The 25,105-nt window shown below is 54.6% G+C and carries 22 protein-coding genes; 8 read left to right on the forward strand and 14 right to left on the reverse strand.

Features of this window, described 5'->3' with window-relative positions:
• Nucleotides 1-62: 62 nt before the first annotated feature.
• The 4 genes from glgC to asd all read right to left on the reverse strand — a co-directional run bounded on the left by glgC (nt 63) and on the right by asd (nt 7,081).
• Nucleotides 63-1,340 carry a glucose-1-phosphate adenylyltransferase gene (gene glgC / locus ACQZQY_RS03500; RefSeq protein WP_122097320.1) on the reverse strand — a complete coding sequence of 426 codons (1,278 nt, stop codon included), beginning with the start codon at nt 1,338-1,340 and terminating at the stop codon, nt 63-65.
• A gap of 17 nt (nt 1,341-1,357) precedes the next feature.
• Nucleotides 1,358-3,382, reverse strand: coding sequence for a glycogen debranching protein GlgX (gene glgX / locus ACQZQY_RS03505; protein ID WP_431296612.1), 2,025 nt, complete (start codon nt 3,380-3,382; stop codon nt 1,358-1,360).
• Nucleotides 3,382-5,565 (reverse strand): 1,4-alpha-glucan branching enzyme, encoded by a 2,184-nt coding sequence (glgB, locus tag ACQZQY_RS03510; RefSeq protein ID WP_414070372.1) that lies wholly within the window; start codon nt 5,563-5,565, stop codon nt 3,382-3,384. Before glgB ends, glgX begins: the two co-directional genes overlap by 1 nt.
• Before the next feature lie 412 nt (nt 5,566-5,977).
• Nucleotides 5,978-7,081, reverse strand: coding sequence for an aspartate-semialdehyde dehydrogenase (gene asd / locus ACQZQY_RS03515; RefSeq protein WP_056775255.1), 1,104 nt, complete (start codon nt 7,079-7,081; stop codon nt 5,978-5,980).
• Nucleotides 7,082-7,307: 226 nt separating this feature from the next.
• Here asd and ACQZQY_RS03520 point away from each other — a divergent pair, with 226 nt between their 5' ends.
• Nucleotides 7,308-7,901 carry a YhgN family NAAT transporter gene (locus ACQZQY_RS03520; RefSeq protein WP_056775258.1) on the forward strand — a complete coding sequence of 198 codons (594 nt, stop codon included), beginning with the start codon at nt 7,308-7,310 and terminating at the stop codon, nt 7,899-7,901.
• 62 nt (nt 7,902-7,963) lie between these two features.
• Here the strand turns inward: ACQZQY_RS03520 and gntT are convergent, their stop codons facing one another.
• Nucleotides 7,964-9,280, reverse strand: coding sequence for a gluconate transporter (gene gntT, locus ACQZQY_RS03525; protein ID WP_056775264.1), 1,317 nt, complete (start codon nt 9,278-9,280; stop codon nt 7,964-7,966).
• Nucleotides 9,281-9,526: 246 nt separating this feature from the next.
• Here gntT and ACQZQY_RS03530 point away from each other — a divergent pair, with 246 nt between their 5' ends.
• From ACQZQY_RS03530 to ACQZQY_RS03550, 5 genes are all read left to right on the forward strand, one after another.
• Nucleotides 9,527-10,042, forward strand: coding sequence for a gluconokinase (locus ACQZQY_RS03530; protein WP_056775267.1), 516 nt, complete (start codon nt 9,527-9,529; stop codon nt 10,040-10,042).
• 435 nt (nt 10,043-10,477) lie between these two features.
• Entirely contained in the window at nt 10,478-11,347 is an 870-nt protein-coding gene (locus ACQZQY_RS03535) for a phosphoribulokinase (protein ID WP_056775274.1), read from the forward strand.
• A gap of 305 nt (nt 11,348-11,652) precedes the next feature.
• Nucleotides 11,653-12,144 (forward strand): Hcp family type VI secretion system effector, encoded by a 492-nt coding sequence (locus tag ACQZQY_RS03540; RefSeq protein ID WP_431296613.1) that lies wholly within the window; start codon nt 11,653-11,655, stop codon nt 12,142-12,144.
• Between the two features lie 12 nt (nt 12,145-12,156).
• Nucleotides 12,157-12,513, forward strand: a complete 357-nt coding sequence (locus tag ACQZQY_RS03545) for a tlde1 domain-containing protein (protein ID WP_413534657.1) — start codon at nt 12,157-12,159, stop codon at nt 12,511-12,513.
• A complete protein-coding gene (locus ACQZQY_RS03550; RefSeq protein WP_431296614.1) occupies nt 12,510-12,950 on the forward strand; it encodes a hypothetical protein in 441 nt (146 codons plus the stop codon). Before ACQZQY_RS03545 ends, ACQZQY_RS03550 begins: the two co-directional genes overlap by 4 nt.
• Before the next feature lie 354 nt (nt 12,951-13,304).
• Here the strand turns inward: ACQZQY_RS03550 and ACQZQY_RS03555 are convergent, their stop codons facing one another.
• Nucleotides 13,305-13,712, reverse strand: coding sequence for an OsmC family protein (locus ACQZQY_RS03555; protein WP_122097314.1), 408 nt, complete (start codon nt 13,710-13,712; stop codon nt 13,305-13,307).
• A gap of 362 nt (nt 13,713-14,074) precedes the next feature.
• Here ACQZQY_RS03555 and crp point away from each other — a divergent pair, with 362 nt between their 5' ends.
• Both crp and ACQZQY_RS03565 read left to right on the forward strand, forming a co-directional pair.
• Nucleotides 14,075-14,707, forward strand: a complete 633-nt coding sequence (crp, locus tag ACQZQY_RS03560; RefSeq protein WP_056775291.1) for a cAMP-activated global transcriptional regulator CRP — start codon at nt 14,075-14,077, stop codon at nt 14,705-14,707.
• A gap of 61 nt (nt 14,708-14,768) precedes the next feature.
• Complete coding sequence (locus ACQZQY_RS03565; RefSeq protein WP_431296615.1) at nt 14,769-16,844, forward strand: YccS/YhfK family putative transporter; 2,076 nt, start codon at nt 14,769-14,771, stop codon at nt 16,842-16,844.
• A 163-nt stretch (nt 16,845-17,007) separates the two neighbouring features.
• On the opposite strand, the gene argD is transcribed toward ACQZQY_RS03565, so the two are convergent.
• The 8 genes from argD to ACQZQY_RS03605 form a co-directional block, all read right to left on the reverse strand.
• The gene (gene argD / locus ACQZQY_RS03570) at nt 17,008-18,225 is read right to left on the reverse strand and encodes a bifunctional acetylornithine/succinyldiaminopimelate transaminase (protein ID WP_056775301.1); all 1,218 of its coding nucleotides are present in this window, start codon (nt 18,223-18,225) and stop codon (nt 17,008-17,010) included.
• A gap of 122 nt (nt 18,226-18,347) precedes the next feature.
• Nucleotides 18,348-18,923 carry an aminodeoxychorismate synthase component II gene (locus tag ACQZQY_RS03575; protein WP_136374712.1) on the reverse strand — a complete coding sequence of 192 codons (576 nt, stop codon included), beginning with the start codon at nt 18,921-18,923 and terminating at the stop codon, nt 18,348-18,350.
• A 96-nt stretch (nt 18,924-19,019) separates the two neighbouring features.
• Complete coding sequence (locus ACQZQY_RS03580) at nt 19,020-19,622, reverse strand: putative adenosine monophosphate-protein transferase Fic (protein ID WP_122097311.1); 603 nt, start codon at nt 19,620-19,622, stop codon at nt 19,020-19,022.
• Entirely contained in the window at nt 19,612-19,782 is a 171-nt protein-coding gene (locus tag ACQZQY_RS03585; protein ID WP_072158094.1) for a YhfG family protein, read from the reverse strand. The genes ACQZQY_RS03580 and ACQZQY_RS03585 overlap by 11 nt, the downstream gene beginning before the upstream one ends.
• Before the next feature lie 96 nt (nt 19,783-19,878).
• A complete protein-coding gene (locus ACQZQY_RS03590) occupies nt 19,879-21,084 on the reverse strand; it encodes an aldose 1-epimerase family protein (RefSeq protein ID WP_431296616.1) in 1,206 nt (401 codons plus the stop codon).
• A gap of 242 nt (nt 21,085-21,326) precedes the next feature.
• Entirely contained in the window at nt 21,327-22,850 is a 1,524-nt protein-coding gene (locus ACQZQY_RS03595; RefSeq protein ID WP_217202942.1) for a helicase HerA-like domain-containing protein, read from the reverse strand.
• 136 nt (nt 22,851-22,986) lie between these two features.
• Nucleotides 22,987-23,553, reverse strand: coding sequence for a peptidylprolyl isomerase A (ppiA, locus tag ACQZQY_RS03600; protein ID WP_056775319.1), 567 nt, complete (start codon nt 23,551-23,553; stop codon nt 22,987-22,989).
• Nucleotides 23,554-23,697: 144 nt separating this feature from the next.
• Entirely contained in the window at nt 23,698-24,942 is a 1,245-nt protein-coding gene (locus ACQZQY_RS03605) for a cytosine deaminase (protein WP_238485063.1), read from the reverse strand.
• Between the last annotated feature and the right edge of the window lie 163 nt (nt 24,943-25,105).

Raw genomic sequence — 25,105 nt, forward strand, 5'->3', positions numbered from 1 at the left:
GATTATCCCGGTCATCCCGGCGATAACCGGGATGACGAAAAGTCATGCTTTCTAAGGTCTGTTTATAGTTTCGCCAACATTGCGCGCGTCACCAGCACAACGCCGCCTTCGGAACGGTAAAAGCGGCGGCTGTCTTCGTCGGCGTTTTCACCAATGACCATGCCTTCGGGGATCTGACAGGCGCGGTCAATCACACATTTGCGCAGACGACATGAACGACCCACATTCACATCCGGCAAAATAATCGTTGAATCAATATTGCAGAAAGAATTGATCCTCACACGCGGGAACAGCACTGAATGCACCACCACCGAGCCCGACACAATGCAACCCCCGGCCACCAGCGAGTTCATGGTCATGCCGTGACTGCCCGAGCGGTCCTGCACAAATTTTGCCGGCGGCAGCGGTTCCATGTGGGTGCGGATCGGCCAGTCGCGATCGTACATATCCAGTTCCGGCGTCACCGACGCCAGATCCAGATTAGCGCGCCAGTAAGCGTCGAGCGTGCCGACATCGCGCCAGTACGGAGGCAACTCTTCGTTCTGCGTAACGCACGACAGGCTGAACGGGTGCGCACGCGCCACCCCCTGAGCCGTCAGTTTCGGGATCAGATCTTTGCCGAAGTCATGGGTGGAACTTTCATCCGCCATATCTTCTTCGAGGATCCGAAACAGATAGTCCGCATTAAAAATGTAGATGCCCATGCTCGCCAGCGCCATATCCGGGTGCCCCGGCATCGGCGGTGGGTTTTGCGGTTTCTCGACAAAGCTTTTGATCTGATAGTCTTCGCTGACGTCCATCACACCGAATTCACTGCCCTCGGCAATCGGCACCGCAAGGCAGGCGACGGTACATTCACCGCCCTTCTGCACGTGGTCGATCAGCATGCGCGAGTAGTCCATCTTGTAGATATGATCGCCCGCCAGGATCACCACAAACTCGGCGTTGTAGCGGCGAATAATATCCAGGTTCTGATAGACGGCATCGGCGGTGCCCTTGTACCAGTGTTCCGTGCTGTGGCGCTGTTGCGCCGGAAGCAAATCCACAAACTCATTCATTTCTTCGTTAAGAAATGACCAGCCGCGCTGAATGTGCTGCACCAGCGTATGCGACTGATATTGCGTGATCACGCCGATACGCCGGATGCCCGAGTTGAGACAATTCGACAGAGCGAAATCGATGATGCGAAATTTACCGCCGAAGTGAACGGCGGGCTTTGCCCTGGTGGCCGTCAAATCTTTCAGTCGTGAACCACGTCCCCCGGCAAGAATCAACGCCACGGATTTCAGCGGCAGTTGTCGCGCCAGCATGACCGGGTCCCGGTTATCTAATGTCGCCATATCTGACTCCTTCGTTTTTATTGTGACCGGCTCTGTGGAGTGACATCTTGTAGGACACAGAGGGTTTTCGCTGCTGCCCGCCATTGCGAGCCTTCCATGACGCGTCGGGGTTCCTCATCAAAAAGCACGCTGTTGAACGGTGCCACCGGCTGCCAGTTTCCCGGCGGCAGTTGCAGATCCACGTCGTGCAGGGAAGCATTCACGATTAACAGCCAGCGGCGGGAAAGAAGGATTTGCAGCCATTGCTGCGGCCCCTGCTCCCAGTCACCGGGGGTCATCGGCTGCCCCTGTTGATTCAGCCATTGCACGTCGTCGCCGTCCTCCTGCCACCGGCGGTTTTGCGTCAGTGCCGGGATTTTCCGGCGCAGCGCAATCAGCGCGCAGACGTAGGCGGTCAGGCTTTCATCGGCATTTTCCCAGTCGAGCCAGGTCAGCGCGTTGTCCTGACAGTAGGCGTTGTTGTTGCCCGACTGGCTGTTGCCGTGCTCGTCACCGGCCAGCAACATCGGCGTGCCTTGTGACAAAAACAGCGACGCCAGCAGCGCACGCTGGCTGAGACGACGCTGCCGTAAGACTTCAGCAGACGCCTCCAGCCCTTCCTCGCCGTGGTTTTGGCTGAAGTTCTCGTTATGGCCGTCGCGGTTTTCTTCACCGTTGGCCTGGTTGTGTTTCTGGTTAAAACTGACGACATCGCGCAACGTGAAACCGTCGTGCGCCGTCAGCATGTTGATGCTGGCGTAGGGTTCACGCTGCGCCGGATCGAATTTATCTGCTGACGCCGCCACGCGACCGGCAAACTGACCGATCGAGACATCGCCATGCAGCCAGAACTGACGCATTTCATCGCGCCAGACGTCATTCCATTCCGCAAAGGGTGCCGGGAACTGTCCGAGCTGATAACCGCCAGTACCGATGTCCCAGGGTTCGGCGATAAGCTTGACCTGCGAAAGTACCGCATCCTGTTTAATGGCGTTGAACAGCGGCGAATGCGCGGTGAACGCCGGCGTACGTCCGAGCAGCGTCGCCAGGTCAAACCGGAAACCATCAACGTGACATTCGCGCACCCAGTAGTGCAGGCAGTCGAGCGTCCAGGCAATCACCTCGTCGTCCACCAGCCGCAGCGAGTTGCCGCAGCCAGTCATGTTGTTGTCAGTGCCGTCTTCGTTCAGCCAGTACCAGCTGGCATTGTCGATGCCGCGAAACGAGATAAACGGCCCGTCAATATCAAGCTCCGCACTGTGGTTGAACACCACATCGAGGATCACTTCGATCCCCGCCTTATGCAGTGCTTTCACCGCCGACTTAAACTCACTCAGCGCCGAGACGCCGCCCAGACCGCTGGCATAACGCGGGTCTACGGCGCACGGCGCGAGCACGTTGTAACCCCAGTAATTGGTCAGCCCAAGACGTTGCAGGCGGGGTTCATCGGCGTGATGCTGTACCGGCAAAAGCTCAATGGCCGTTACCCCGAGATGTTGCAGATACTCGAGCATGACCGGATGCGCCAGCCCGGCATAGGTGCCGCGCAGTGCCGCCGGAATGCGCGGGTGCTGACGCGTCAGGCCGCGCACATGGGCTTCGTAAATCACCGTATCGCCCCACGGCGTGGCAGGCGGTTTATCCTCTTCCCAGTCAAAGTTTCCGGCAACGACAACGGATTTTGGCGCCACAACGGCGCTGTCGCGGTCGTCCGGCGCATCAATTCCGCCGGTGAACCGCGCGTTGTCGAGCAGCACGCCGTCAATGGCCCGTGCGCTGGGGTCGATCAGCACTTTTTTCGGGTTAAAACGATGGCCGTGTAGCGGATCAAAGGGCCCGTAAATCCGGTAACCGTAGCGCTGCCCGGCTTTGGCACCCGGCAAAAAGCCGTGCCAGAGATTGCCGGTGCGCGAAGTCAGCGGCAGATGCTGCTCGCTGCCCGTCTCATCAAACAGACATAACTCCACTTTTTCCGCATGCGCGGAGAACAGGCAAAAATTGACGCCGTTATCTCTGAGATGCGCACCAAAGGGCGCGGGCTGACCGGGCTCGAGCTGCTTCATTACGGCTCCCTTCGCAAATAAATCGTCGCCAGCGGCGGGATGGTGACGCTCAAAGAATGTTCGCGCTGATGCTGACTGATGTTTTCACTGTGAACATCGCCGGCATTGCCGACGTTGCTGCCGTGGTAGAAATGCGAATCGGTGTTCAGTATTTCGCGGTACACGCCCGGACGGCTGATGCCAATGCGGTAGTCATAGCGCGGCACCGGCGTGAAGTTGCTGATGACAATCACTTCACCGGCGTTTTCATCGCGGCGGGCAAACGCAAAGATCGAGTTCTCATGATCGTCAACCACCAGCCATTCAAAACCGCGCGGATTGAAATCCAGCTCATACAGCGGCGCATTGGCCTTGTAAGTCAGGTTCAGATCCCGCACCAGATGCTGTACGCCGCGGTGCCAGCCGTCAGGATTGTCCAGCAGATGCCAGTCGAGACTGGCGTTAAAGTTCCATTCGCGCCCCTGGGCAAATTCGCAGCCCATAAACAGCAGCTTTTTGCCGGGATGCGCCCACATAAAGCCGTAATAGGCGCGCAGGTTGGCAAATTTCTGCCACGCGTCGCCGGGCATTTTGTCGATCAGGGATTTTTTACCGTGAACAACTTCATCGTGCGACAGCGGCAGAATGAAATTCTCGCTGTAGGCGTAAAGCACGCCGAACGTCATGAGATTGTGGTGATATTTGCGGTGAACAGGATCGAGCTGCATGTACTTCAGCGAGTCGTTCATCCAGCCCATGTTCCATTTGTAATGGAACCCCAGCCCGTTGGCATCCGGCGGCATAGTGACGCCTGGATAATCCGTGGATTCTTCTGCCAGCGTCACGGCACCGCCCAGTTCGCGGCCAATGGTCTGGTTGGTGTATTTCAGGAAGGCAATGGCTTCAAGATTCTCGCGCCCGCCGTAATGGTTGGGGATCCATTCACCGGCTTTGCGGCTGTAATCGCGGTAGATCATGGAGGCCACGGCATCAACGCGCAGACCATCAATACCAAAACGCTCGATCCAGTAAAAACCATTTCCCGCCAGATAGTTACGCACTTCATGGCGGCCATAGTTATAAATCAGCGTATTCCAGTCCTGATGATAGCCTTCACGCGGATCGGCGTATTCGTACAGCGCGGTGCCGTCAAATTCCGCCAGACCATGGGAATCACTCGGGAAATGCCCCGGCACCCAGTCAAGAATGACGTTCAGCCCGGCGTTGTGGGCCGCCTCGACCAGCGCTTTGAAATCCATCGGCGTGCCGAAACGGCGGGTGGGCGCATACATGCCGAGCGGCTGATAGCCCCAGCTGCCATCGAACGGATGTTCGTTGACCGGCATCAGTTCGATATGCGTAAAACCCATCCATTTGGCGTAGGACACCAGTTGTTCCGCCAGCTCGCCGTAGCTCAGCCAGAAGTTATCGTCAGTGTGACGACGCCAGGATCCCAGATGCACTTCGTACACTGAGACTGGCTGATTCAGCGCATTGGCTTTCTTTCTGCTTTCCGAAAACGGCACGACGTCCGGCAGTTTACGCACGCACGAAGCGGTGTCCGGGCGCATCTGCGCCTCAAAAGCATAAGGGTCAGCGCGCAGGGTGACGTGCCCGCGACAGTCGATAATTTCGAATTTATACAGCTGGCCTTCGTGGACGGCCGGGATAAACAATTCCCAGATGCCGTTTTCGCGGCGCTGACGCATCGGATGACGGCGGCCATCCCAGAAATTGAATTCACCCACCACCGAAATACGCTGGGCGTTGGGTGCCCAGACGGCAAAACTGACGCCCGCAACGTTATCGAGCGTTTGCGGATGTGCGCCGAGCTTTTCGTAAGGACGCAGGTGCTTGCCTTCGGACAGCAGCCAGATATCCAGCTCCTGCAACAGCGTGCCAAACCGGTAAGGGTCGTCAATCACCTGGGTGTTTTCGCCCCAGCGTACTTCCAGCTGATAGCGGAAAGCATTTTTACGGCGTGGCATCAGCCCGACAAAAAAACCGCGATCGTCGGTACGGCGCAGTTCAACAACTTTTTTACCTTTATCTGCATCAATCACCCAAACCTGATCGGCATCCGGAAGCAGCGCACGCACTTCCAGTCCGGCGGCCACGGTGTGCATTCCCAGCAGAGAAAAAGGATCAGCGTAGTGACCCGATATAATTTGATTAATGACGTGCTGATCGGGAAGTACAGACATGAATTTCGTCCTATGATTAATTAAATCAATAAATCCAATAAAATCATTCAGGTGCCAAATACGAAACGTAACCCCAGTTTGCTCCCCTTTTTATCGTGGCTTTGTGATCTCATCTGGTTTCAGTTTTGCCAAATAGTGCGCGATAACGCGTTTGCTCACACTTTCTAAATAAGTGTCTGTTTCAGCTTCTCAAAGAGGCAGAGCTCTTCTACTAAGCATAGACAAAGGTTGAATAAATCAGTGGGAAGAAACTGAGGAATTTTGCTCAAAATGAAATACAGAGAGATGCGCTGGCAAAATGCGGATAAACGGTGAAGTGGTTGATGACTGGAATAAAAACGGGACACCGTGCTGGCATCCCGTGGGTAAATCATAAAGATGAAAACAAGACAGTTTTCAACATACAGGCCTGTTAGAGCAAAATACGCAGCATACGGCGTAAAGGCTCTGCCGCGCCCCACAACAACTGGTCGCCGACGGTAAACGCAGACAGGTATTGCGGGCCCATATTCAGTTTACGCAGACGTCCAACCGGGGTGTTCATGGTGCCCGTGACCGCCGCAGGCGTCAGTTCACGCATCGACAGTTCACGGTCATTCGGGATCACGCGAACCCAGTCGTTGTGCGTCGCCAGCATTTGCTCAATCTCAGGAATCGACACGTCTTTTTTCAGCTTCAGCGTGAATGCCTGGCTGTGGCAGCGCAACGCGCCGATACGGACACACAAGCCGTCCACCGGAATGATGCTTGAGGTGCCGAGAATTTTGTTGGTTTCTGCCTGACCTTTCCACTCTTCTTTGGTCTGGCCGTTATCCAGCTGTTTGTCGATCCACGGGATCAGACCGCCCGCCAGCGGAACACCGAAGTTATCGGTTGGCAGCGTGCCACTGCGGGTCAGCGCGGTGACTTTACGTTCGATATCCAGAATGGCAGAGGCCGGATTTTCCAGCTCTTTCGCCACGCTGTTGTGCAGCATGCCCATTTGGGTCAGCAGTTCACGCATGTGGCGCGCACCACCGCCGGATGCCGCCTGATAAGTGGCAACCGAAGCCCACTCAATCAGGTCATTGGCAAACAGGCCGCCGAGAGACATCAGCATCAGGCTGACGGTACAGTTACCGCCCACAAAGGTTTTGATGCCTTTGTCGATGCCCTGGTGGATCACCGCGCTGTTCACCGGGTCGAGGATGATTATCGCGTCATCCTTCATTCTCAGAGAGGATGCTGCGTCGATCCAGTAGCCGGACCAACCGATTTCACGCAGCTTAGGATAGATTTCATTGGTATAATCGCCGCCCTGACAGGTGATAATAATGTCCAGCGCGCTCAGTGCATCCAGATCATAGGCATCCTGTAAGGTGCCACTCTGGCCCGTAAAGTCTGGAGCGGCCTGGCCATGCTGAGAGGTCGAAAAGAATACCGGACGGATAGCGTCGAAATCGCGTTCTTCAATCATGCGTTGCATGAGTACAGAACCGACCATCCCGCGCCAGCCAACGAAACCTACATTTTTCATAATATCTGTCCTGCCCTGAGGGTGATAACTGCTTAAAACGGCTTGAACGCGCGTTCGCACTAAGACAGTGCCTGTTTTCATGCACTCTGCCCCGTTAACGCGCGGGTCTACCACCTTACAAAATGCACCAGAAGTGGCAAGTGAATTTAATCAATAGTGCAGCGTTTAATAGCAGCACAACTTATAACAGGCGTTTTCAAAAGCCGAACTTTCATCTGAGGTAGTCATGACCGAAATGATTTCAGCAACAATTTTGCTGTTTCTGATTATGGATCCATTGGGTAATTTACCGATTTTCATGTCGGTGTTAAAACATCTCGACCCGAAACGCCGCCGCGTCGTACTGATCCGCGAAATGCTGATCGCCCTGCTGCTGATGCTGATTTTCCTGTTCGCCGGGGAAAAAATCCTGTCGTTCCTGAATTTACGTACTGAAACCGTGTCGATTTCCGGCGGTATCATCCTGTTCCTGATCGCCATCAAAATGATTTTCCCTTCTGAAGAAAAAAGCAGCACGGGCCTGTCAGCCGGTGAAGAACCTTTCCTCGTCCCGATGGCTATCCCGCTGGTCGCTGGTCCGTCGATCCTTGCCACGCTGATGCTGCTTTCACACCAGTATCCGAACCAGATGAGCCACCTGACGCTGGCCCTGTTTATCGCATGGGGACTGTCAATGGCCATCCTTCTGCTGTCGAATTTGTTCCTGCGCCTGCTGGGCGATAAAGGCGTCAGCGCTCTCGAACGCCTGATGGGCCTGATTCTGGTCATGCTCTCCACGCAGATGTTCCTCGATGGCATCAGGGCGTATTTGAAGATTTAGCGGACAGAAGAAACAAAAAAGGCGAGCCAACTGGCTCGCCTTTTTTATGACGGTTTTTACCGTTACACCACCATCGAGAGCAGCAAACATCCGCCCAGGCCGCACAGGGAAATGATGGTTTCCAGCACGGACCAGGATTTGAAGGTTTCGACGATGCTCAGGTTGAAATACTCCTTGAACAGCCAGAAACCCGGATCGTTAACGTGCGAGAAAATCACGCTGCCGGAACCGACGGCGATAACCATCAGTTCAGGGCTGACGCCGGTGGTAGCGATGAGCGGTGCGGCGATACCGCCAGCCGTGATTGCTGCCACCGTGGCAGACCCGAGCGCAATACGCAGAACCGCAGCAATTGACCAGGCCAGCAGGATAGGTGACAGCGTGCTGCCATCCATCATCGCAGCGATATATTTCTCGATACCACTGTCGACCAGTACCTGTTTGAACGCACCGCCACCGCCGATAATCAACAGCATCATCGCAATGATTTTGATGGAATCGCTGACGGTTTCCATCACATCTTCCATCTTGCGGCCACGATTCAGGCCGAAGGTGAAGATTGCGATCAGCACAGCAATCAGCGTCGCCATTACCGGATCACCGAAGAACTCCGCGTAAGCCAGCACCGGATGCCCTTTCGGCAAAATCATTTCGCAGACTGCGCGAAACGCCATCAAAATCACCGGCACCAGAGAAGTCGCGACGCTGACGCCGAAGCTCGGCATTTCTTCTTCAGTAAACGTTTTCGGGTTGAAGAGGCCTTCCGGCACAGGTTTGTCGATGCCTTTCAGGAAGCGGGCGTACACCGGTCCGGCCAGAATCACCGTCGGCACGGCCAGCAGTGAACCGTACAACAGCGTTTTCCCCATATCGGCGTGGAAGATAGTCGCGATAGCCGTCGGCCCCGGGTGCGGAGGCAGGAAACCGTGGGTCACTGACAACGCTGCCGCCATCGGCACACCGACGTACAGCAGTGGCAGACGCGCCGCTGCCGCCACGGTGAAGACCAGTGGCAACATCAGAACGAAGCCCACTTCATAGAACAACGCAAAACCGACGATAAAACCGGTCAGTACGATCGCCCACTGAATGTGTTCACGGCCAAATTTTTCGATAAGCGTGGTGGCAATCCGTTGTGCGCCCCCGCAGTCGGCCAGCATTTTACCGAGCATGGCACCAAAGCCCATGATCAGCGCCAGACTGCCGAGCGTGCCGCCCACCCCGTTTTTAATGGAGGTGATGACTTTATCGACCGGCATGCCTTGCATGATACCCACAGCCAGCGCGACCAGAATCAGTGCGATGAAGCCGTTGAGCTTAAAGCGGATCATCAGTAACAACAGCAGTGCGACGCCCACCGCTACAATAACTAGTGGCATATTCTTCCCCTCATGCTGTCGCTCTGGCGCAGAAACCCAACGAGCGACGCATTGATTTTAATTTTCAACATGTTGTAGGAATTAACAGTGCAACGGGTACAGACCGCGACCGCTAAAACAGCAGTGCATTCCTTTGTGATATTAGTCACATCTCCATTTGTTACCGGTATCATGATACCGGTAACATGCTAATATTAGGACTCACTACGCAGTCAAAATTTTCATTTTGGGATAGAGATCATACTTATGGCAGGACAAAGCATCATTCTGATGGGCGTGTCAGGCAGCGGTAAATCCACCGTCGGCGCGGCACTGGCCCGTGAAATCAACGCGAAATTCATCGACGGTGATGATCTTCATCCCCGCGCCAACATTCAAAAAATGGCCAGCGGCACGCCACTGAACGACGACGATCGTGCGCCGTGGTTATTACGCTTAAATGACGCCGCCTACAGCCTGCGCCATAAAAACGAAACGGGCGTGATTGTCTGTTCCGCCCTGAAACGCCGCTACCGCGACGCGCTGCGTAAAGACAACGAAGGGATGGTATTCATCTACATGAAAGGCAGTTTCGACGTGATCGCCGATCGCCTGAAAGCCCGCGCCGGACACTTCATGCCGACTGATTTACTGAGAAGCCAGTTCGACGCGCTCGAAGAGCCGGGCGAAGACGAACCGGATGTCTTACGCGTCAATATTGATCATAAATTTGACGGCGTGGTCGACCGCTGCGTAGCAGCGTTGAAGACGGTAAAAAAGTAGTTCTCCGCATTCCGATTGTTCAGAGATCCCCGGCCTGCACCGGGGGTTTCTTATTCCTTTCCCTGATTTCTTCCTGAACTGCCCTCTTTTTCACAACGATCATACAGACCGGATTTTCACTGCTGAGGACACACCTCAGGCTTCGCCGTCAGGGCTGCCAGCGACTGTTCGAAATATGCCAACGGTGCGCGGACCGTATCGTAAAAATGATGATTTTGCCGCCGCTATCGGGCATTTGATGGATAAAGACTACCTGAGAAATCAGGGAAAAAATGCCGGTTGCGGGCGGCTGAAATAACCGGTCGTCGCCTGTCACTTCCCGAATAAATATGGTAACAATAGGCGTAATTATGCGCAGCGATGACGCCAGGTCTTCGATCACAGAAAGGGCCGCGTCGCGCCTGCCAGCATCACCTTTACGGAGAACAGCGCAATATGTCAGCCAAACACCCTGTTATTGCAGTCACCGGTTCGAGCGGTGCGGGCACCACCACCACCAGCGTGGCGTTTCGTAAGATTTTCCAACAACTTGGCCTGCGCGCGGCTGAGCTAGAAGGCGACAGTTTCCATCATTTCACCCGCCCTGAAATGGACGCCGCCATCCGCAAGGCGCGCGATCTCGGGCGTCATATCAGCTATTTCGGGCCGGAAGCCAATGACTTCGGCTTACTGGAAAAAAGCTTCATTGAATACGGTAATACCGGCACCGGGCGCTCTCGTAAATATCTGCATACTTATGACGAAGCTGTTCCCTACAATCAGGTGCCGGGCACCTTTACGCCGTGGCAGGCGCTGCCGGAACCAACGGACATTTTATTTTATGAAGGTCTGCACGGCGGTGTGGTGGCGGACAAAATTGACGTCGCCGCGCAGGTCGATTTGCTGGTCGGCGTGGTGCCTATCGTCAACCTTGAGTGGATCCAGAAACTGGTGCGCGATACCGGCGAGCGCGGGCATTCCCGTGAGGCGGTGATGGATTCAGTCGTGCGCTCGATGGATGACTACATCAACTACATCACCCCGCAATTTTCCCGCACCCACATTAACTTTCAGCGTGTTCCGACCATCGACACCTCCAACCCGTTTGCCGCAAAAGCCATCCCTTCACTGGATGAAAGTTTTGTGGTGATCCACTTCCAGGGGCTGGATGACATCGATTTCCCTTACCTGCTGGCGATGATCCAGGGCTCGTTTATCTCGCAAATTAAAACGCTGGTGGTGCCGGGCGGCAAAATGGGGCTGGCAATGGAGCTGATTATGGCGCCGCTGGTGCAGCGCCTGATGGAAGGTAAAAAAATCGAGTAAGCGGGCTCAGGCGTCGTTCATCAGTAAATGCTGAGGGGATAAATCAGATCTAGCCGTTATTGACCTTTAACTCGATTGTTTAGATTTTATTAAAATAACTTTTAGTCAAAATTTTATACAACAAAGGCCGGATTATTCCGGCCTTTGTTTATTTAAATCAATAACCCCCACCCCGTTACAGAGTTTTCAGACTGTACAAAAATTGACGCCAATTTGACTTAGGGATAGTTTAATTCCACTGCGAGAGCAGCAGGTTAGCCAGCATATTTCGCGCTGGCTCTCTCTTTAAAATGGAGTTTAAAACAATGGCTATTCCAGCTTATCTATGGCTCAAAGACGACGGCGGCGCGGATATTCGCGGCTCTGTCGACGTTGCGGGCCGTGAAGGCAGTATCGAGATCCTCGGCCTGAATCACGGCGTCACTCTCCCTACAGACAACGCAACAGGCAAACCCACCGCCACCCGCGAACATTCCCCCTACAGTTTTGACAAGGAGATCGACGCCTCCAGTCCCTATCTGTACAAGGCCGTGACCTCCGGGCAGAAGCTCCACTCAGCAGAAGTAAAGTTTTATCGAATCAATGACGCCGGTCAGGAGACTGAGTATTTCAGCGTCGTGATGGAAGGCGTGACGGTCGTCAGCGTGGGGCCGATCATGTATGACGTCAAATCTCAGTACGGGGAAAAGCGGAACCACCTGGAAGTGGTGGAGCTGATTTACGAAAAAATCACCTGGCGTTATGTGGACGGGAACATCATCCACTCTGACAGCTGGAACGAACGCGCAACCGCATAAGGATAAAGAGCGATGGCATGGAAATATGAGCAAAGCACTGGCAGGCTGTACAACGGCAGCGAATTAGTTGAGACCGGTTATTCCGGTAGCCTGACCAATAAAAACAACCCCGACCGCCAGCAGGTTAAAGGGATGGGGCCGCTCCCTCGGGGAACGTACAGAATCGCGGGGCACTCAGTATCAAAAGGTCCGATGACCATTATCCTGGAGCAGACGTCCGGGGATTCCTTTGGCCGCTCCGCCTTCCGTATTCATGGCGAACGCGTGAACAAGCCAGCGGGCTTCGCGTCTGAAGGCTGTATTATTATGTCCCGGTCTACCCGGCGGCGGATTCTACGCGAGGGCGGGACGGTTGAGGTCGTGCGATGAGGCGGCTCCTGCTTCTGAGCCTGTTCCCGTGTCTGGTCTGGGCGGGTGGAAACCTTGCTGACTGGCCAGCCACCCTGAAGGGCGTCGAGTCGGGCGAAAAAGCCTGGCTTGCGAAGGTCCCGGAACTTGCAGCCACGGCGGACGTTAAGCAGGCCGCTGGTCTCGAAGATGCACTTTCTATGGCGTTGCCAAAGAACACCACGGGCGTTCTGGACGCACTCGGCATCATTGACGCAAAAACATGGCCCCATATGATTGGGACCGACATCGTCTGTGGCGTTCCCGCTGAGCTATTCACCAGTGACGCTATGGTTGAAGATTATTACCAACGAACCCGGCTGGCCCTGCTGGAAACAGACAAAGGAGCTACCTGTCTGTGGATCCTTGAAGCGACATACGAAGAATGGAAAGCAGATAACGCCCGCAAGGTTAAGTAATATTACTCCCTGAAGTACAAAGCCCGGTCGGCTGAACGGGCTTTCCTCACGTTCAACCCCCCATTGATTTCCCGTGTTAATTATCCTTAGTCGCTGCCCACCCTCAGCCGCTTTCGCACGTCTTCAGCTCGCACAACACCCCTACTTATTAACGTGGCTTTCGCCACCCGATAACGCCGATCGAGGGTTTTTAAGTCGTTTATCAGTGGCGGGGTTTTAATGGCATTACCATTCAATTCTGGCCAGTCCAGAGGATTTCGCCGCGCTACAGCGCGAAGGCAGGCTGGATTTTTGCCGCGCGGCGATTTTTGGATTTACTGCGTCATCAGTGCCAGACGTATGACTGGTCGTGACTTATTCGACGTTAACCACTTCGAAACTGTGGGTGATCGAGGCGGCTTTGCCCAGCATCAGAGAAACGGAACAATATTTCTCAGCTGACAGGCTGACGGCGCGCTCCACAACCTTGTCAGTCAGGTCTTTACCGGTGACGATGAAGTGCAGATTGATGTGTGTGAACAAACGCGGTGCTTCTTCGCGACGTTCTGATGTCAGTTTCACTTCACAGTCACGGACATCGCTGCGGCCTTTTTGCAAAATCGACACCACGTCGATCGCGCTACATCCGCCCGCGGACATCAGCAACATTTCCATCGGGCTCGGTGCTTTATCACCGGCATTCCCGTCCATTAAAACCTGATGACCCGACGCGGATTCACCTAAAAACGTCAGACCTTCCACCCATTTTACGCGTGCGTGCATTTGCTTATCTCCTGGCGTTCTTATTCATCAAATTTTCACCCCAGAGTACCCTTTCACCTAAAAACTGGCAACGTAACCCGATCGCCATCATGCTGAAGCGAGACAACACAAGACAGCATTGCAAACCTGTGTTACAAACAAAGCCGAAACATACTTTCCAGTAAATTGCGGTGACGGTTTTCGCGGTTTAAGAACAGAACCCAAGGTGATAACAGCAATTAACAGGCTGTTTCACTCCGACATCCGCTTGCAGCATTTCTGGTGAGTTACATGCTGATAGGGCGCATTAATATTCAGACGCCGTACAGGGAACTCTGAGCCCTGTGATTTTGGGCAGCGATAATAACAGAGGATAATAGCAAATGGTTCTCGGCAAGCCACAAACAGACCCGACACTTGAATGGTTCCTGTCTCACTGTCATATACATAAGTATCCTTCTAAAAGTACGCTGATTCACCAGGGTGAAAAAGCCGAAACGCTGTACTACATCGTGAAAGGGTCGGTTGCCGTCCTGATTAAAGATGAAGAAGGCAAAGAGATGATACTTTCCTACCTTAACCAAGGTGACTTCATCGGCGAGCTGGGACTCTTCGAAGAAGGTCAGGAACGCAGTGCCTGGGTACGTGCTAAAACTGCCTGCGAAGTGGCTGAAATTTCTTATAAAAAATTCCGCCAGCTGATTCAGGTTAACCCGGACATTTTGATGCGCCTCTCCGCGCAGATGGCAAACCGTCTGCAAATGACGTCAGAGAAAGTCGGTAACCTTGCTTTCCTCGACGTAACGGGCCGTATCGCTCAGACCTTATTGAATCTGGCCAAACAGCCAGATGCCATGACCCACCCGGACGGGATGCAGATTAAAATTACCCGCCAGGAAATCGGTCAGATCGTCGGTTGCTCCCGTGAAACCGTCGGCCGCATTCTCAAGATGCTGGAAGATCAGAGCCTGATCTCCGCACACGGTAAAACGATTGTCGTTTACGGCACACGTTAATCCCTCAAAAAAAGGCGCGACAGCTTACTGTCGCGCCTTTTTTATGGGCTAAGCTTCATCCATGACGCTATGGCGAAGGCTGTTTTATCATCCCGAAGTGAACTATGCACTGCGTCAGACGCTGGTGTTATGTCTGCCGGTCGGCCTCTGCTGGCTGTTTGGGAATCTGCAAATGGGCCTGTTGTTTTCCCTCTGCCCTGCCTGCTGTAACGTCGCCGGTCTTGATACTCCCCACAAACGCTTTTTCAAACGTCTCATTATTGGTGGTGCTCTGTTTGCGCTGGGCAGCATTCTGCTGCAAGTGATGCTGACCGGGTGGCACCTCCCGCTGCCGCTGATCATGCTGTCGCTGGCATTATTACTTGGCGTCACCGGCGAAATCAGCCCGCTCCATGCGCGTCTGTTGCCCGGTGCCTTAGTGGCGACCATCTTTACCCTGAGCATGGTGGGCGTCAGGCCGATGTGGCAGGCACCCGCGCTGTTTGCCGCAGGCACCGCCTGGTACGGCCTGTTTAACTGGGCGTGGTTTCGCATATCAAAAGAACAACCGATGCGCGAAACCCTCAGTCAGCTCTATTTGCAACTGGCGGATTATTTCGAAGCCAAATACAGCCTGCTGACGCAGCATACAGACCCTGAAACCGCGTTGCCGCCGCTGCTCAAGCGCCAGCAACAGGTCATCGATCTTATCGCCCTGCTTTATCAGCAGCTGCACATGCTGCCGCAGCACGGACATCATCATCACTACAAGCGGCTGTTTCAGCGTTTTCAGGTGGCGCTGGATTTGCAGGAGCACATTACCGTCAGCCTGCATCAGCCAGAAGAAGTGCAAAAACTGGTGGAAGAGAGCCATGCGGAAGCGGTGATCCGCCGTAATGCTCAGGTGATTTCAGCCCGTCTGCGGGTGATTGCTGACGACATTCTTTACCACCGTCTTTCCGGGCGTTTTACCATGGCGAACGAACTGGCGGCGTTGGAGAAAATTGCCGCACGCAATCCGGATAATCCGGTCGGCCAGTTCTGTTATTACCATTTCAGCCGCATCGCACGCCTGCTGCGTACCCAGAGGCCACTGTACCGGCGCGATCTGATGAATACTCAGCCGCGCCTGCCTTTCTGGCCCGCACTGAAAAGCTATTTGTCCTTTAAATCCATTGCCCTGCGCAATGCCGCACGTCTCGGCATTATTCTGGCTTTAGGCAGCAGCCTCGGGTTGTTCTTCAATCTGCCGAAACCTTACTGGATTTTGCTGACCATCATGCTGGTCAGTCAGAACGGTTATAACGCCACCCGCGTGCGCATTCAGCACCGTGCGCTCGGCACGCTGGCGGGATTGCTGATCGCCGCTGCCCTGCTGAAACTGGAGCTGCCCGAGGGCGTCACGCTGCTGTGTATGCTACTGATTACGCTGATATCGTACACGGTGTTGCGGAAAAACTACGGGCTGGCGATGGTGGGTATGACGGTGACGGCGGTGTATACGCTCCAGCTTCTGGCGATGAATGGCGTGCATTTTCTGGTGCCCCGGCTTATCGATACCCTGATCGGCTGCGCCCTCGCCTTCGGCGGTACGATCTGGCTGTGGCCTCAGTGGCAAAGCGGATTGCTGCGACAAAATGCCCATCAGGCGCTGGAAGCCGATCAGGAGGCGATCCGGTTGTTACTGCAGGATAATCCGGATACCGCCAAACTGGCGTACGCCCGAATGCAGGTCAATCAGGCCCACAACAAGCTGTTTACCTCGCTGAATCAGGCGATGCAGGAACCGGGGTTTAACTCGCATTACCTGACGGATATGCGTTTGTGGGTAACGCACAGCCAGTTTGTGGTCGAGCATATTAACGCGATGACCATTCTCGCCCGCGAGCATTACATGCTGCCGGAAAAACTGGCGACGGAGTATTTACAGACCTGCGAAATCGCGCTGCAAAGCTGTCAGCAACGTTTGCTCTACGACGGGCCGGGCAGCGAGAACACTCTGTTCAATGCGCCTGAACTGCACCCGGATATGCCGCTGACCGAGATGGAACGCCACCTGCGACGCGTAATTTCGCATCTCAGCGTGATGCATACGATTTCGTCACTGGCGTGGAAGCAGAGGCCGCATCATGGGATCTGGCTGACGCGCAAGGCGTGAAGGGGAATGCCCTTTCAAATTCCGGTTTTTACTGTCTTGCAGCCAGCCGGTCTTTTAAAACTGACCGGCGCTATTTCGATTTCTCGGGTGCGGAGGCCACGCACTCGCCGCTGGTTAAAACCGACTGAGTACATTTCGGTGTTAACCAGCGGTGTAGCAGGGCTCACCCCCCGCAAACTTTCCCCACCGCTTTCTCAAACCGCTGCATCCCTTCTTCAATATCCGCGAAGTCGATAACCAGCGATGGCGCAAACCGCATTACGTTCGGTCCGGCCACCAGCATCATGAGGCCGAATTCAGCGGCGGCGGCGTGGAACTCGCCCGCGCGGTTTTTGAAGGCATCCGACAGCTCGGCTCCAATCAGTAATCCCTGACCACGGAATTCTTTGAAGATGTGATATTTCTGGTTGATGGCCTCCAGCGCGCTGATGAATTTCTCGCGACGCTCGTCGATACCCGCCAGCACTTCCGGGGTGTTGATGATATCCAGAGCCGCTTCAGCCACGGCACAGGCCAGCGGGTTACCGCCGTAAGTGGTGCCGTGTTTGCCCGGCTCCATCACGGAGGCCACGTCTTCGGTTGCCAGCATCGCTGAAACCGGGAAGCCGCCGCCCAGCGCTTTGGCGGTGGTCAGAATGTCCGGCGTCACACCGTAATGCATGTAGCTGAAGAGTTTGCCGCTGCGGCCCATGCCGCTTTGTACTTCGTCCAGCACCAGCAGCGCCTGATGTTTGTCGCACAACTCGCGCAGACCTTGCAGGAATTCCTGGGTGGCAGGCGTCACTCCGCCCTCGCCTTGCACCGGCTCAACCACAATGGCGCAGGTGTGATCGTCGATGACCGCTTTGACGGCGTCCAGATCGTTAAACGGCACGTGGACGATATCAGCCGGTTTCGGGCCAAAGCCGTCGGAGTATTTTGGCTGACCGCCCACAGACACGGTGAACAGCGTGCGGCCATGGAAGGCGTTATGGAAAGCGATGATCTTACTTTTGTACGGGCTGTGACGGTGCGAGGCGTAGTAGCGCGCCAGTTTAAAGGCCGCTTCGTTGGCTTCCGCGCCGGAGTTGGCGAAAAATACGCGGTCAGCAAAGGTGGCGTCGATCAGCTTCTGAGCCAGTCGCAACGCGGGTTCGTTGGTGAACACATTGCTCACGTGCCACAGCGTTTCGCCCTGCTCGTGTAATGCTTTCACCAGTGCGGGATGGCAATGCCCGAGCGCCGTCACGGCAATCCCCCCGGCGAAATCAACATACTCTTTGCCCTGCTGATCCCACACGCGGCTGCCTTTACCTTTCACCGGAATAAATTTAGCAGGTGAATAAATCGGCAAAATCACTTTGTCGAACGTGCTCCGGTCTACCGCTGATTTTTCTGCCATAACCCTTTCCCTCACTGCCGTTAACATGAAAATATAATCACAAAATATGCATAAAAAATCACAAACAGGCAAACGGTAATCGCACCTGATGGGTAAGTAATTTTTTCGGCAGAATTAACTGATTAGATTTTAAGGAAATTATTCAGAAGCTGGTGCCCCTGTTCGCTCAGAATGCTTTCCGGATGGAACTGAACGCCATGCAGCGGAAGGGTTTTGTGCATGATGCCCATGATTTCGTCGCGGGCGCCTTCACGTTCTGTCCACGCGGTGACATCAAAACAGTCTGGCAGCGTGTCGGGCGCAATCACCAGAGAGTGATAACGCGTGACGGTCAGCGGGTTATTCAGCCCGCTAAACACGCTGTTGCCGGTGTGGCGGATGGGAGACGTTTTGCCGTGAATCGCCTGACGGGCGCGCACGATGTTCGCACCGAATGCCTGTGCCATCGCCTGATGCCCCAGGCATACGCCAAGCACCGGCAAGCGCGTCGAAAAATGCGTAATGGCTTTCAGGGAAATCCCGGCCTGATCGGGCGTGCAGGGGCCGGGGGAAATCACCAGATGCGACGGCGAGAGCTGCTCAATGTCGGCGAGGGTCAGCTGATCGTTACGCATCACTTTCACCTCTGCGCCCAGCTCGCAAAAATACTGATAGAGGTTGTAAGTGAAGGAGTCGTAGTTGTCGATCAGCAGCAGCATAGTGTTCCCGGTAAAGTCGAAAATTTACCGGGCAATTCTACGCATTTTTCCGTACAGGCTTCAGCACTTTCTGGGAATGTTTTTACCGGCAGAAAGTCAGTGGTCGTCGGCTATTTCGCTGATCACGGTGCTGAAAATCGCCACCAGATCAGATTCATCGCCAAACACGGCAGTTTTGTTGGCCTCTATCCACCGCTCCCTTCCAACATTCGCCCACTGAATGTCATAACCGGCATGGATAACCAGCTGCTCGGTGAAAATCCTCAGTGCGCGTCCGTTGCCGTCGCGGAAAGGATGCAGCAAGTTCAGTCCGGTGTAGTAATGCGCCAGCCGTTCGGCAAACTGATCAAGCGGCAGGCCGACGAGAAACTCTTCGTCTTCCAGTTCCTGCATCAGCGCATTGCCTTCCTTTTCGATATAGCCGAAATGGCAAAACTGGGTGTCGTCTTTATAGATATCGATTTCGCGGAACTCGCCCGCCCACGGATAGATATCCTGAAACAGGGACAGATGGATGGCGCACAGGTGCGGCAGCCCCATGACCGAAGGGCCGAGGGGCATCACTGCCGCCCGCAACGCCGTGAAGGCCAGCTCGGCTTCCCGCAGGCGGTGTGCCTCACGGATTTCCAGCCTGTTTTTCAATACGTTAATGCCGCGATAGTAGTAAGGGTCGGCACCGGCCACCAGTTTATCGTTCATAGTGCCCCCTCAGCTCGGCCAGACGCTGTGCAATCTGGTCGTTATCTAACGTGACGACCTCAACCTGCAGGCCATCCAGCGCGCTGCTGGCCTGAAAGTTTTGCCGCTGCCGTTCCCGAAAGAGTTTTTCCTGCTGTCTGAGCGTGGTTTTCTTCGCCATCGTTTCCTCCCTGGCACAGCCATTAGGGCGCATACCTTGTGGAGTTAAGTATAGACAGAGAAAAAAGGGCGCCACGTGTGGCGCCCTAAACTCAGATTATTCAACGGCGATCGGTTGATCGCTGACCTCCGTTTTCTGTTCGCCCTGCAACGTTTTCACCCGTTGCTCAAGCTGCTGAACGGCTTTGGCATCCGGCAGCAGTGAGTATTTCAGCTCAAACACAGTGCTCTGACCCGGCTGTAACTGTTTAACGCGGCCTTGCTTACGTTCGATGGTCACCGGATAGGCGTAATTGGTGCCCGGTTCGATGCCGGTGACGTAACCTTGTTTCAACGTGTCGGTGTTTTTCCACAGCGTCAGCAGTGGCAACTGATGGGTGTTGAACTCAATCGAGGCGCCTTTATCACCCGCTTTGTTGACCACCCCGGCCACGGTTTTGCCCTGTGCATCCGCCAGCGGCACCATGTTAAACACCATTTCGTCGAAGCCTTTGGTCGGCCCGGCGTAGGTTTGCCAGTCGGTCAGCCCTTTTTTGGCGTAGTCATTGAACGGTGAAATGGACTTCAGCGGCGCGATAAAGCGGGCACCCTGTTCAAGGATCGGCTGACCAAAGTTGCTGTGATAGATGATCTGATAATCGTGCGGATAGTCAGAGGCGTTGGTCAGCGTGTCATGGATAGTCCAGGACTGGCTGCCCGGCACGTAACGCAACTCTGTCCAGGTTTCGAGCCTGGCTTTCTTAAACGTGTTCTCTTTCAGCAGGCCGCGTACGGTGATTTCAAACGGCGCTTTGTCGGCAATCTCAATCTCTACCTTCGACGCGGGCGTATTGCCTGCGCGGCCATGCAAGGTGTAAATCATACCGTCGGCAGTCACCGGATGGCCGGTCCATTCAAAGCCGCAGCGCACCATCATTTCGTTGAAACCTTCCAGCCAGCCCACACCGTTGCGGCTTTCCAGATTGATATACGCCGGGTTCACCACTTCCTGAACCGGCGAATCCCAGCCTAAACGAATGTTATCGCCGGTGACGTGCAGTAAATCCATCCCGCGCGTCGGGCTGAGGGCGATTGTCAGCCCTTTACTGGTGATAGTGATGACTTTGGAGCCTTCCTGTTTGCCGCCATGCAGTACTTTTTGTTCGATGCTGAAATCCGCGCCGGCAAGATTCAGCTTTTTGCTGTCAGTCTTCCAGTTTCCCAGTTCCGTACCGGCTTCAGCATCCGTCAGCACGATAGTTTGTGCAGCAGCCTGCCACGAAAAAAGCCCCATCACGATCCCGGTTACGAGTAATTTTTTCACATTCACTCCTTTTTGCTGAATTGATTTAGCCCAAAAGCAATTCAGCCTACAAAGCCCGTCAGGTGAAAAACGTGACAGCCTTCACTTCGCCGGGTTTTTCATCAAAAACAGCCACAGTAACGTGCTTTGAACGACACATTGAGATGTCACAAAGGGAATGTTGCACTCAAAAATGCGAGGTCAGGCGGGAATTGAACAGGAGAAGCTGACGCGGTTCAGCTACTCCTGTTAAGTGAAGAGCGTTACTTTTTACGGCCCCCCATAATGGAGCCAAGCACACCGCGTAAAATCTGACGCCCCAGGTCGCGCGCAATACTTTTCGCCGCCACCTGCACCACGCCGTCGCGTTTGCCACCGCGCGGGCCGGTGCTGCCGAACAGCAGATCGTTCAGGCCGCCCATCAGCCCGCCGCCGGAAGCACCTTCCGCCGCAGGTTTGGCGGAGGCGGTTGATTGCGGCGTGGCGACCGTGCCAAAGCCCTGTGCGGTGATTTTTTCGTAAGCAGATTCCCGGTCAATGCTGTCTTCGTAGCGGCCATACAGCGGCGACTGATTGATGGCTTTATTGCGTTCGTCATCGCCCAGCATGCCCATTTTAGATTCCGGCGCGATCACCATCGCCCGCTGCACCACCTCAGGACGCCCTTTTTCATCCAGGAATGACACCAGCGCTTCGCCCACGCCCAGTTCGGTAATTGCCGTTTCAGCATCAAACGCCGGATTGGCGCGCAGCGTTTGTGCCGCCGCCTTCACCGCTTTCTGGTCACGCGGCGTAAAGGCGCGCAGGGCATGCTGCACACGGTTGCCGAGCTGCCCGAGCACGCTGTCTGGAATATCCAGCGGATTCTGCGTGACGAAGTAAATCCCGACGCCTTTCGAGCGGATCAGACGCACCACCTGCTCGATTTTGGTCAGCAATGCCTGCGGCGCGTCATTGAACAGCAGATGCGCTTCATCAAAGAAAAACACCAGCTTCGGCTGTTCCGGATCGCCCACTTCAGGCAGATGTTCGAACAGCTCGGCCAGCAGCCACAACAGAAAAACCGAGTAGAGTTTCGGCTGATTAATCAGCTTGTCCGCCGCCAGCAGATTGATCACACCGTGGCCGTTTTTATCGGTTTTCATCAGATCATTGATCTCCAGCATCGGCTCGCCGAAGAACTGGTTGGCGCCCTGACCTTCCAGCGTCAGCAGCCCGCGCTGGATAGCCCCGATGGACGCTGTGGAAATATTGCCGTACTGCGTCTGGAACTGTTTCGCGTTCTCGCCGGCGAACTGCACCATGGCACGCAAATCTTTCATGTCGAGCAGCAACAGGCCGTTGTCGTCGGCAATCTTAAACACCAGCTGCAATACGCCGCTCTGCACCTCATTAAGGTCCAACAAACGCGCCAGCAACAGCGGGCCGAGATCTGAAACCGTGGCACGGATCGGATGGCCTTTTTCGCCAAAAATATCCCATGGAATAATGCTGCACGCCTGCGGCTGCCAGTCGGTCACGCCGATGTTATTCAGCCGCGCGGTGAGTTTTTCCGACGGCACACCTGCGGCGCCAATCCCTGATAGATCCCCTTTCACATCGGCCAGAAAAACCGGAATGCCGATGCGCGAAAACTGCTCGGCCATGCGTTGCAGCGTGACGGTTTTACCGGTGCCGGTCGCGCCGGTAATCAGACCATGCCGGTTCGCCAGCGCAGGCAGGATCACCAGATCCTGTACCGGTTGACCTTCACTCATGGCTTTCGCAATCAGACGGGCTTCACTCATTTCATTATCCTTGACGTGGGCGCGGGGCGTTTATTAAAACCTATTCGTCAGCGGGATGGGCGTCAAGAAATGGACATGAAAAAGCCCCCGGATCCGGAGGCTTTATAGAAAGGAACAAAAGGGTCGGAAATAAAGCTTATGGCAGCACTTTCGCAGACAAGATCACGATAGGCGTTGTCGGGACGTTCTGGTACGGGCCGACGTTGTCGGTTTTGACCTGAGACATCTTGTCTACGATATCCATCCCTTTGACGACTTTACCGAAAACGGCGTAACCGAAATCACGCTGGCCGTGATCGAGGAAGGCGTTGTCTGCCACGTTGATGAAGAACTGGCTGGTGGCGCTGTCTTTATCGGCTGTACGCGCCATCGCGACGGTGCCGCGCAGGTTACGCAGGCCGTTATCCGCTTCGTTCTTGATAGGCGCTTTGGTGGCTTTCTGCTGCATGTCCGCGGAGAAGCCGCCGCCCTGCACCATAAAACCTGGGATTACGCGATGGAATACGGTGTTGTTATAGAAACCGCTCTGGGCGTAATCAACAAAATTCTTCACAGAAACCGGTGCTTTCGCACTGTCGAGTTCCAGTTCGATATTCCCTGCTGAAGTCGTCAGCATTACGTGAGTTTCACCGGCAGCAAAAACTGGCGACACAGCAGTCAGGGATAGCAGCGCAGTTAAGGCCACTAAAGTACGTTTAAACATGACGGTTCCTTTCTCGTGAATACAAACAGCAGATCTTACTGATTCTAAAGAGCCTTTACGCTCAGCGCCAGACCTTTACCTTTATTTACGCTCAAGGCTAATTATTCAGTTATTTCAAAATATTACATAAGATTTTTCGCGCGTTTAACTGTTGAAATCTACGGGATAATCTTGCTCAAGATGAATGAGGGTTTGTGCAGGCTGAGTTTGCGCAATCACCACGCCCTGACGAACAGAGAACCGCACCGGCGTCTGGCGGCGCACGGCATCGAAACCACTCTCCGCCGCTAAAATAACCAGGCTCGCCGCATTGCCTGCCTTCAGGTCGTAGCCTTGCAAATTCATGGTACGGGCGCTGTAGGTGGTGATGAGCTTCAGGCCGTCGTCAATTTGCTGGTAGCCCATCAGCTGGCAAACGTGCAGCCCCATATGCAGCACCTGCAACATATTGGCGGTGCCCAGCGGATACCACGGGTCAAACACATCATCGTGGCCGAAACAGACGTTAATCCCCGCCTCCAGCATCTCTTTCACCCGCGTGATACCGCGCCGTTTAGGGTAAGTATCGAACCGGCCCTGCAGGTGGATATTCACCAGCGGATTGGCAACAAAGTTGATACCTGACATTTTCAGCAAACGGAACAGACGCGAGGTGTATGCGCCGTTGTAAGAGTGCATCGCGGTGGTGTGGCTGGCGGTCACGCGTTCGCCCATGTTTTCACGTAACGCCAGGGCGGCGACGGTTTCCACAAAGCGCGATTGTTCGTCGTCAATCTCATCGCAATGCACGTCGATAAGCTTGTTGTATTTTTTCGCCAGCGCGAAGGTTTTATGCAGCGATTCCACGCCGTATTCGCGGGTGAATTCAAAGTGCGGAATAGCCCCGACGACGTCGGCACCCAGCTTCAGCGCCTCTTCCAGCAGGGCTTCACCGTTCGGGTAGGACATAATGCCTTCCTGCGGAAAGGCCACGATTTGCAGCGTCACCCATGGCGCGACTTCAGCTTTCACTTCCAGCATGGCTTTGAGCGCGGTGAGCGTCGGATCGGACACGTCCACGTGTGTGCGCACATGCTGGATGCCGTTAGCGATCTGCCACTTCAGCGTCTGCCAGGCGCGTTGTTTGACGTCCTCATGCGAAAGCAGCGCCTTACGCTCTGCCCAGCGTTCAATCCCTTCAAACAGCGTACCAGACTGATTCCACGCGGGCTGACCGGCGGTTTGTGTGGTGTCGAGATGGATATGCGGCTCGATAAACGGCGGGATTGCCAGACCACCCTGCGCATCCAGGATGTGCTCACCCTGCGCGTCACTGTCAGGCTGGGAAATAATCTGGCGAACAACGCCGTCTTCGATATCGATCTGCCACAGACCTTCGCGGTCAGGCATCCGGACATTTTTAATGGTACGCAAAGGGGTTTTCGTCACGCTCTACCTCGTGGTTTCAGAAAGTGTTTGAGGAAATGCAATAACAGAACAATAGCCCGAAACTGTTTATAAATCGAAAGGTTACATAAAAACCTAACAAAATCAGACAAATACTACCTAAGGA

Origin of the sequence: Rahnella sp. PAMC25559, assembly GCF_050632365.1 — a bacterium.
Lineage (GTDB): Bacteria > Pseudomonadota > Gammaproteobacteria > Enterobacterales > Enterobacteriaceae > Rahnella > Rahnella rivi.

Coding starts and splice junctions, on each gene's coding strand:
- ACQZQY_RS03540 (WP_431296613.1), top strand. CDS start 11,653: ATGGCTATTCCAGCTTATCTATGGCTCAAAGACGACGGCGGCGCGGAT.
- ACQZQY_RS03530 (WP_056775267.1), top strand. CDS start 9,527: ATGGCAGGACAAAGCATCATTCTGATGGGCGTGTCAGGCAGCGGTAAA.
- glgX (WP_431296612.1), bottom strand. CDS start 3,382: ATGAAGCAGCTCGAGCCCGGTCAGCCCGCGCCCTTTGGTGCGCATCTC.
- ACQZQY_RS03605 (WP_238485063.1), bottom strand. CDS start 24,942: ATGCCTGACCGCGAAGGTCTGTGGCAGATCGATATCGAAGACGGCGTT.
- argD (WP_056775301.1), bottom strand. CDS start 18,225: ATGGCAGAAAAATCAGCGGTAGACCGGAGCACGTTCGACAAAGTGATT.
- ACQZQY_RS03575 (WP_136374712.1), bottom strand. CDS start 18,923: ATGCTGCTGCTGATCGACAACTACGACTCCTTCACTTACAACCTCTAT.
- ACQZQY_RS03520 (WP_056775258.1), top strand. CDS start 7,308: ATGACCGAAATGATTTCAGCAACAATTTTGCTGTTTCTGATTATGGAT.
- gntT (WP_056775264.1), bottom strand. CDS start 9,280: ATGCCACTAGTTATTGTAGCGGTGGGCGTCGCACTGCTGTTGTTACTG.
- ACQZQY_RS03580 (WP_122097311.1), bottom strand. CDS start 19,622: ATGAACGATAAACTGGTGGCCGGTGCCGACCCTTACTACTATCGCGGC.
- asd (WP_056775255.1), bottom strand. CDS start 7,081: ATGAAAAATGTAGGTTTCGTTGGCTGGCGCGGGATGGTCGGTTCTGTA.
- glgC (WP_122097320.1), bottom strand. CDS start 1,340: ATGGCGACATTAGATAACCGGGACCCGGTCATGCTGGCGCGACAACTG.
- ACQZQY_RS03545 (WP_413534657.1), top strand. CDS start 12,157: ATGGCATGGAAATATGAGCAAAGCACTGGCAGGCTGTACAACGGCAGC.
- ACQZQY_RS03565 (WP_431296615.1), top strand. CDS start 14,769: ATGACGCTATGGCGAAGGCTGTTTTATCATCCCGAAGTGAACTATGCA.
- crp (WP_056775291.1), top strand. CDS start 14,075: ATGGTTCTCGGCAAGCCACAAACAGACCCGACACTTGAATGGTTCCTG.
- ACQZQY_RS03595 (WP_217202942.1), bottom strand. CDS start 22,850: ATGAGTGAAGCCCGTCTGATTGCGAAAGCCATGAGTGAAGGTCAACCG.
- ACQZQY_RS03555 (WP_122097314.1), bottom strand. CDS start 13,712: ATGCACGCACGCGTAAAATGGGTGGAAGGTCTGACGTTTTTAGGTGAA.
- ppiA (WP_056775319.1), bottom strand. CDS start 23,553: ATGTTTAAACGTACTTTAGTGGCCTTAACTGCGCTGCTATCCCTGACT.
- glgB (WP_414070372.1), bottom strand. CDS start 5,565: ATGTCTGTACTTCCCGATCAGCACGTCATTAATCAAATTATATCGGGT.
- ACQZQY_RS03535 (WP_056775274.1), top strand. CDS start 10,478: ATGTCAGCCAAACACCCTGTTATTGCAGTCACCGGTTCGAGCGGTGCG.
- ACQZQY_RS03550 (WP_431296614.1), top strand. CDS start 12,510: ATGAGGCGGCTCCTGCTTCTGAGCCTGTTCCCGTGTCTGGTCTGGGCG.
- ACQZQY_RS03585 (WP_072158094.1), bottom strand. CDS start 19,782: ATGGCGAAGAAAACCACGCTCAGACAGCAGGAAAAACTCTTTCGGGAA.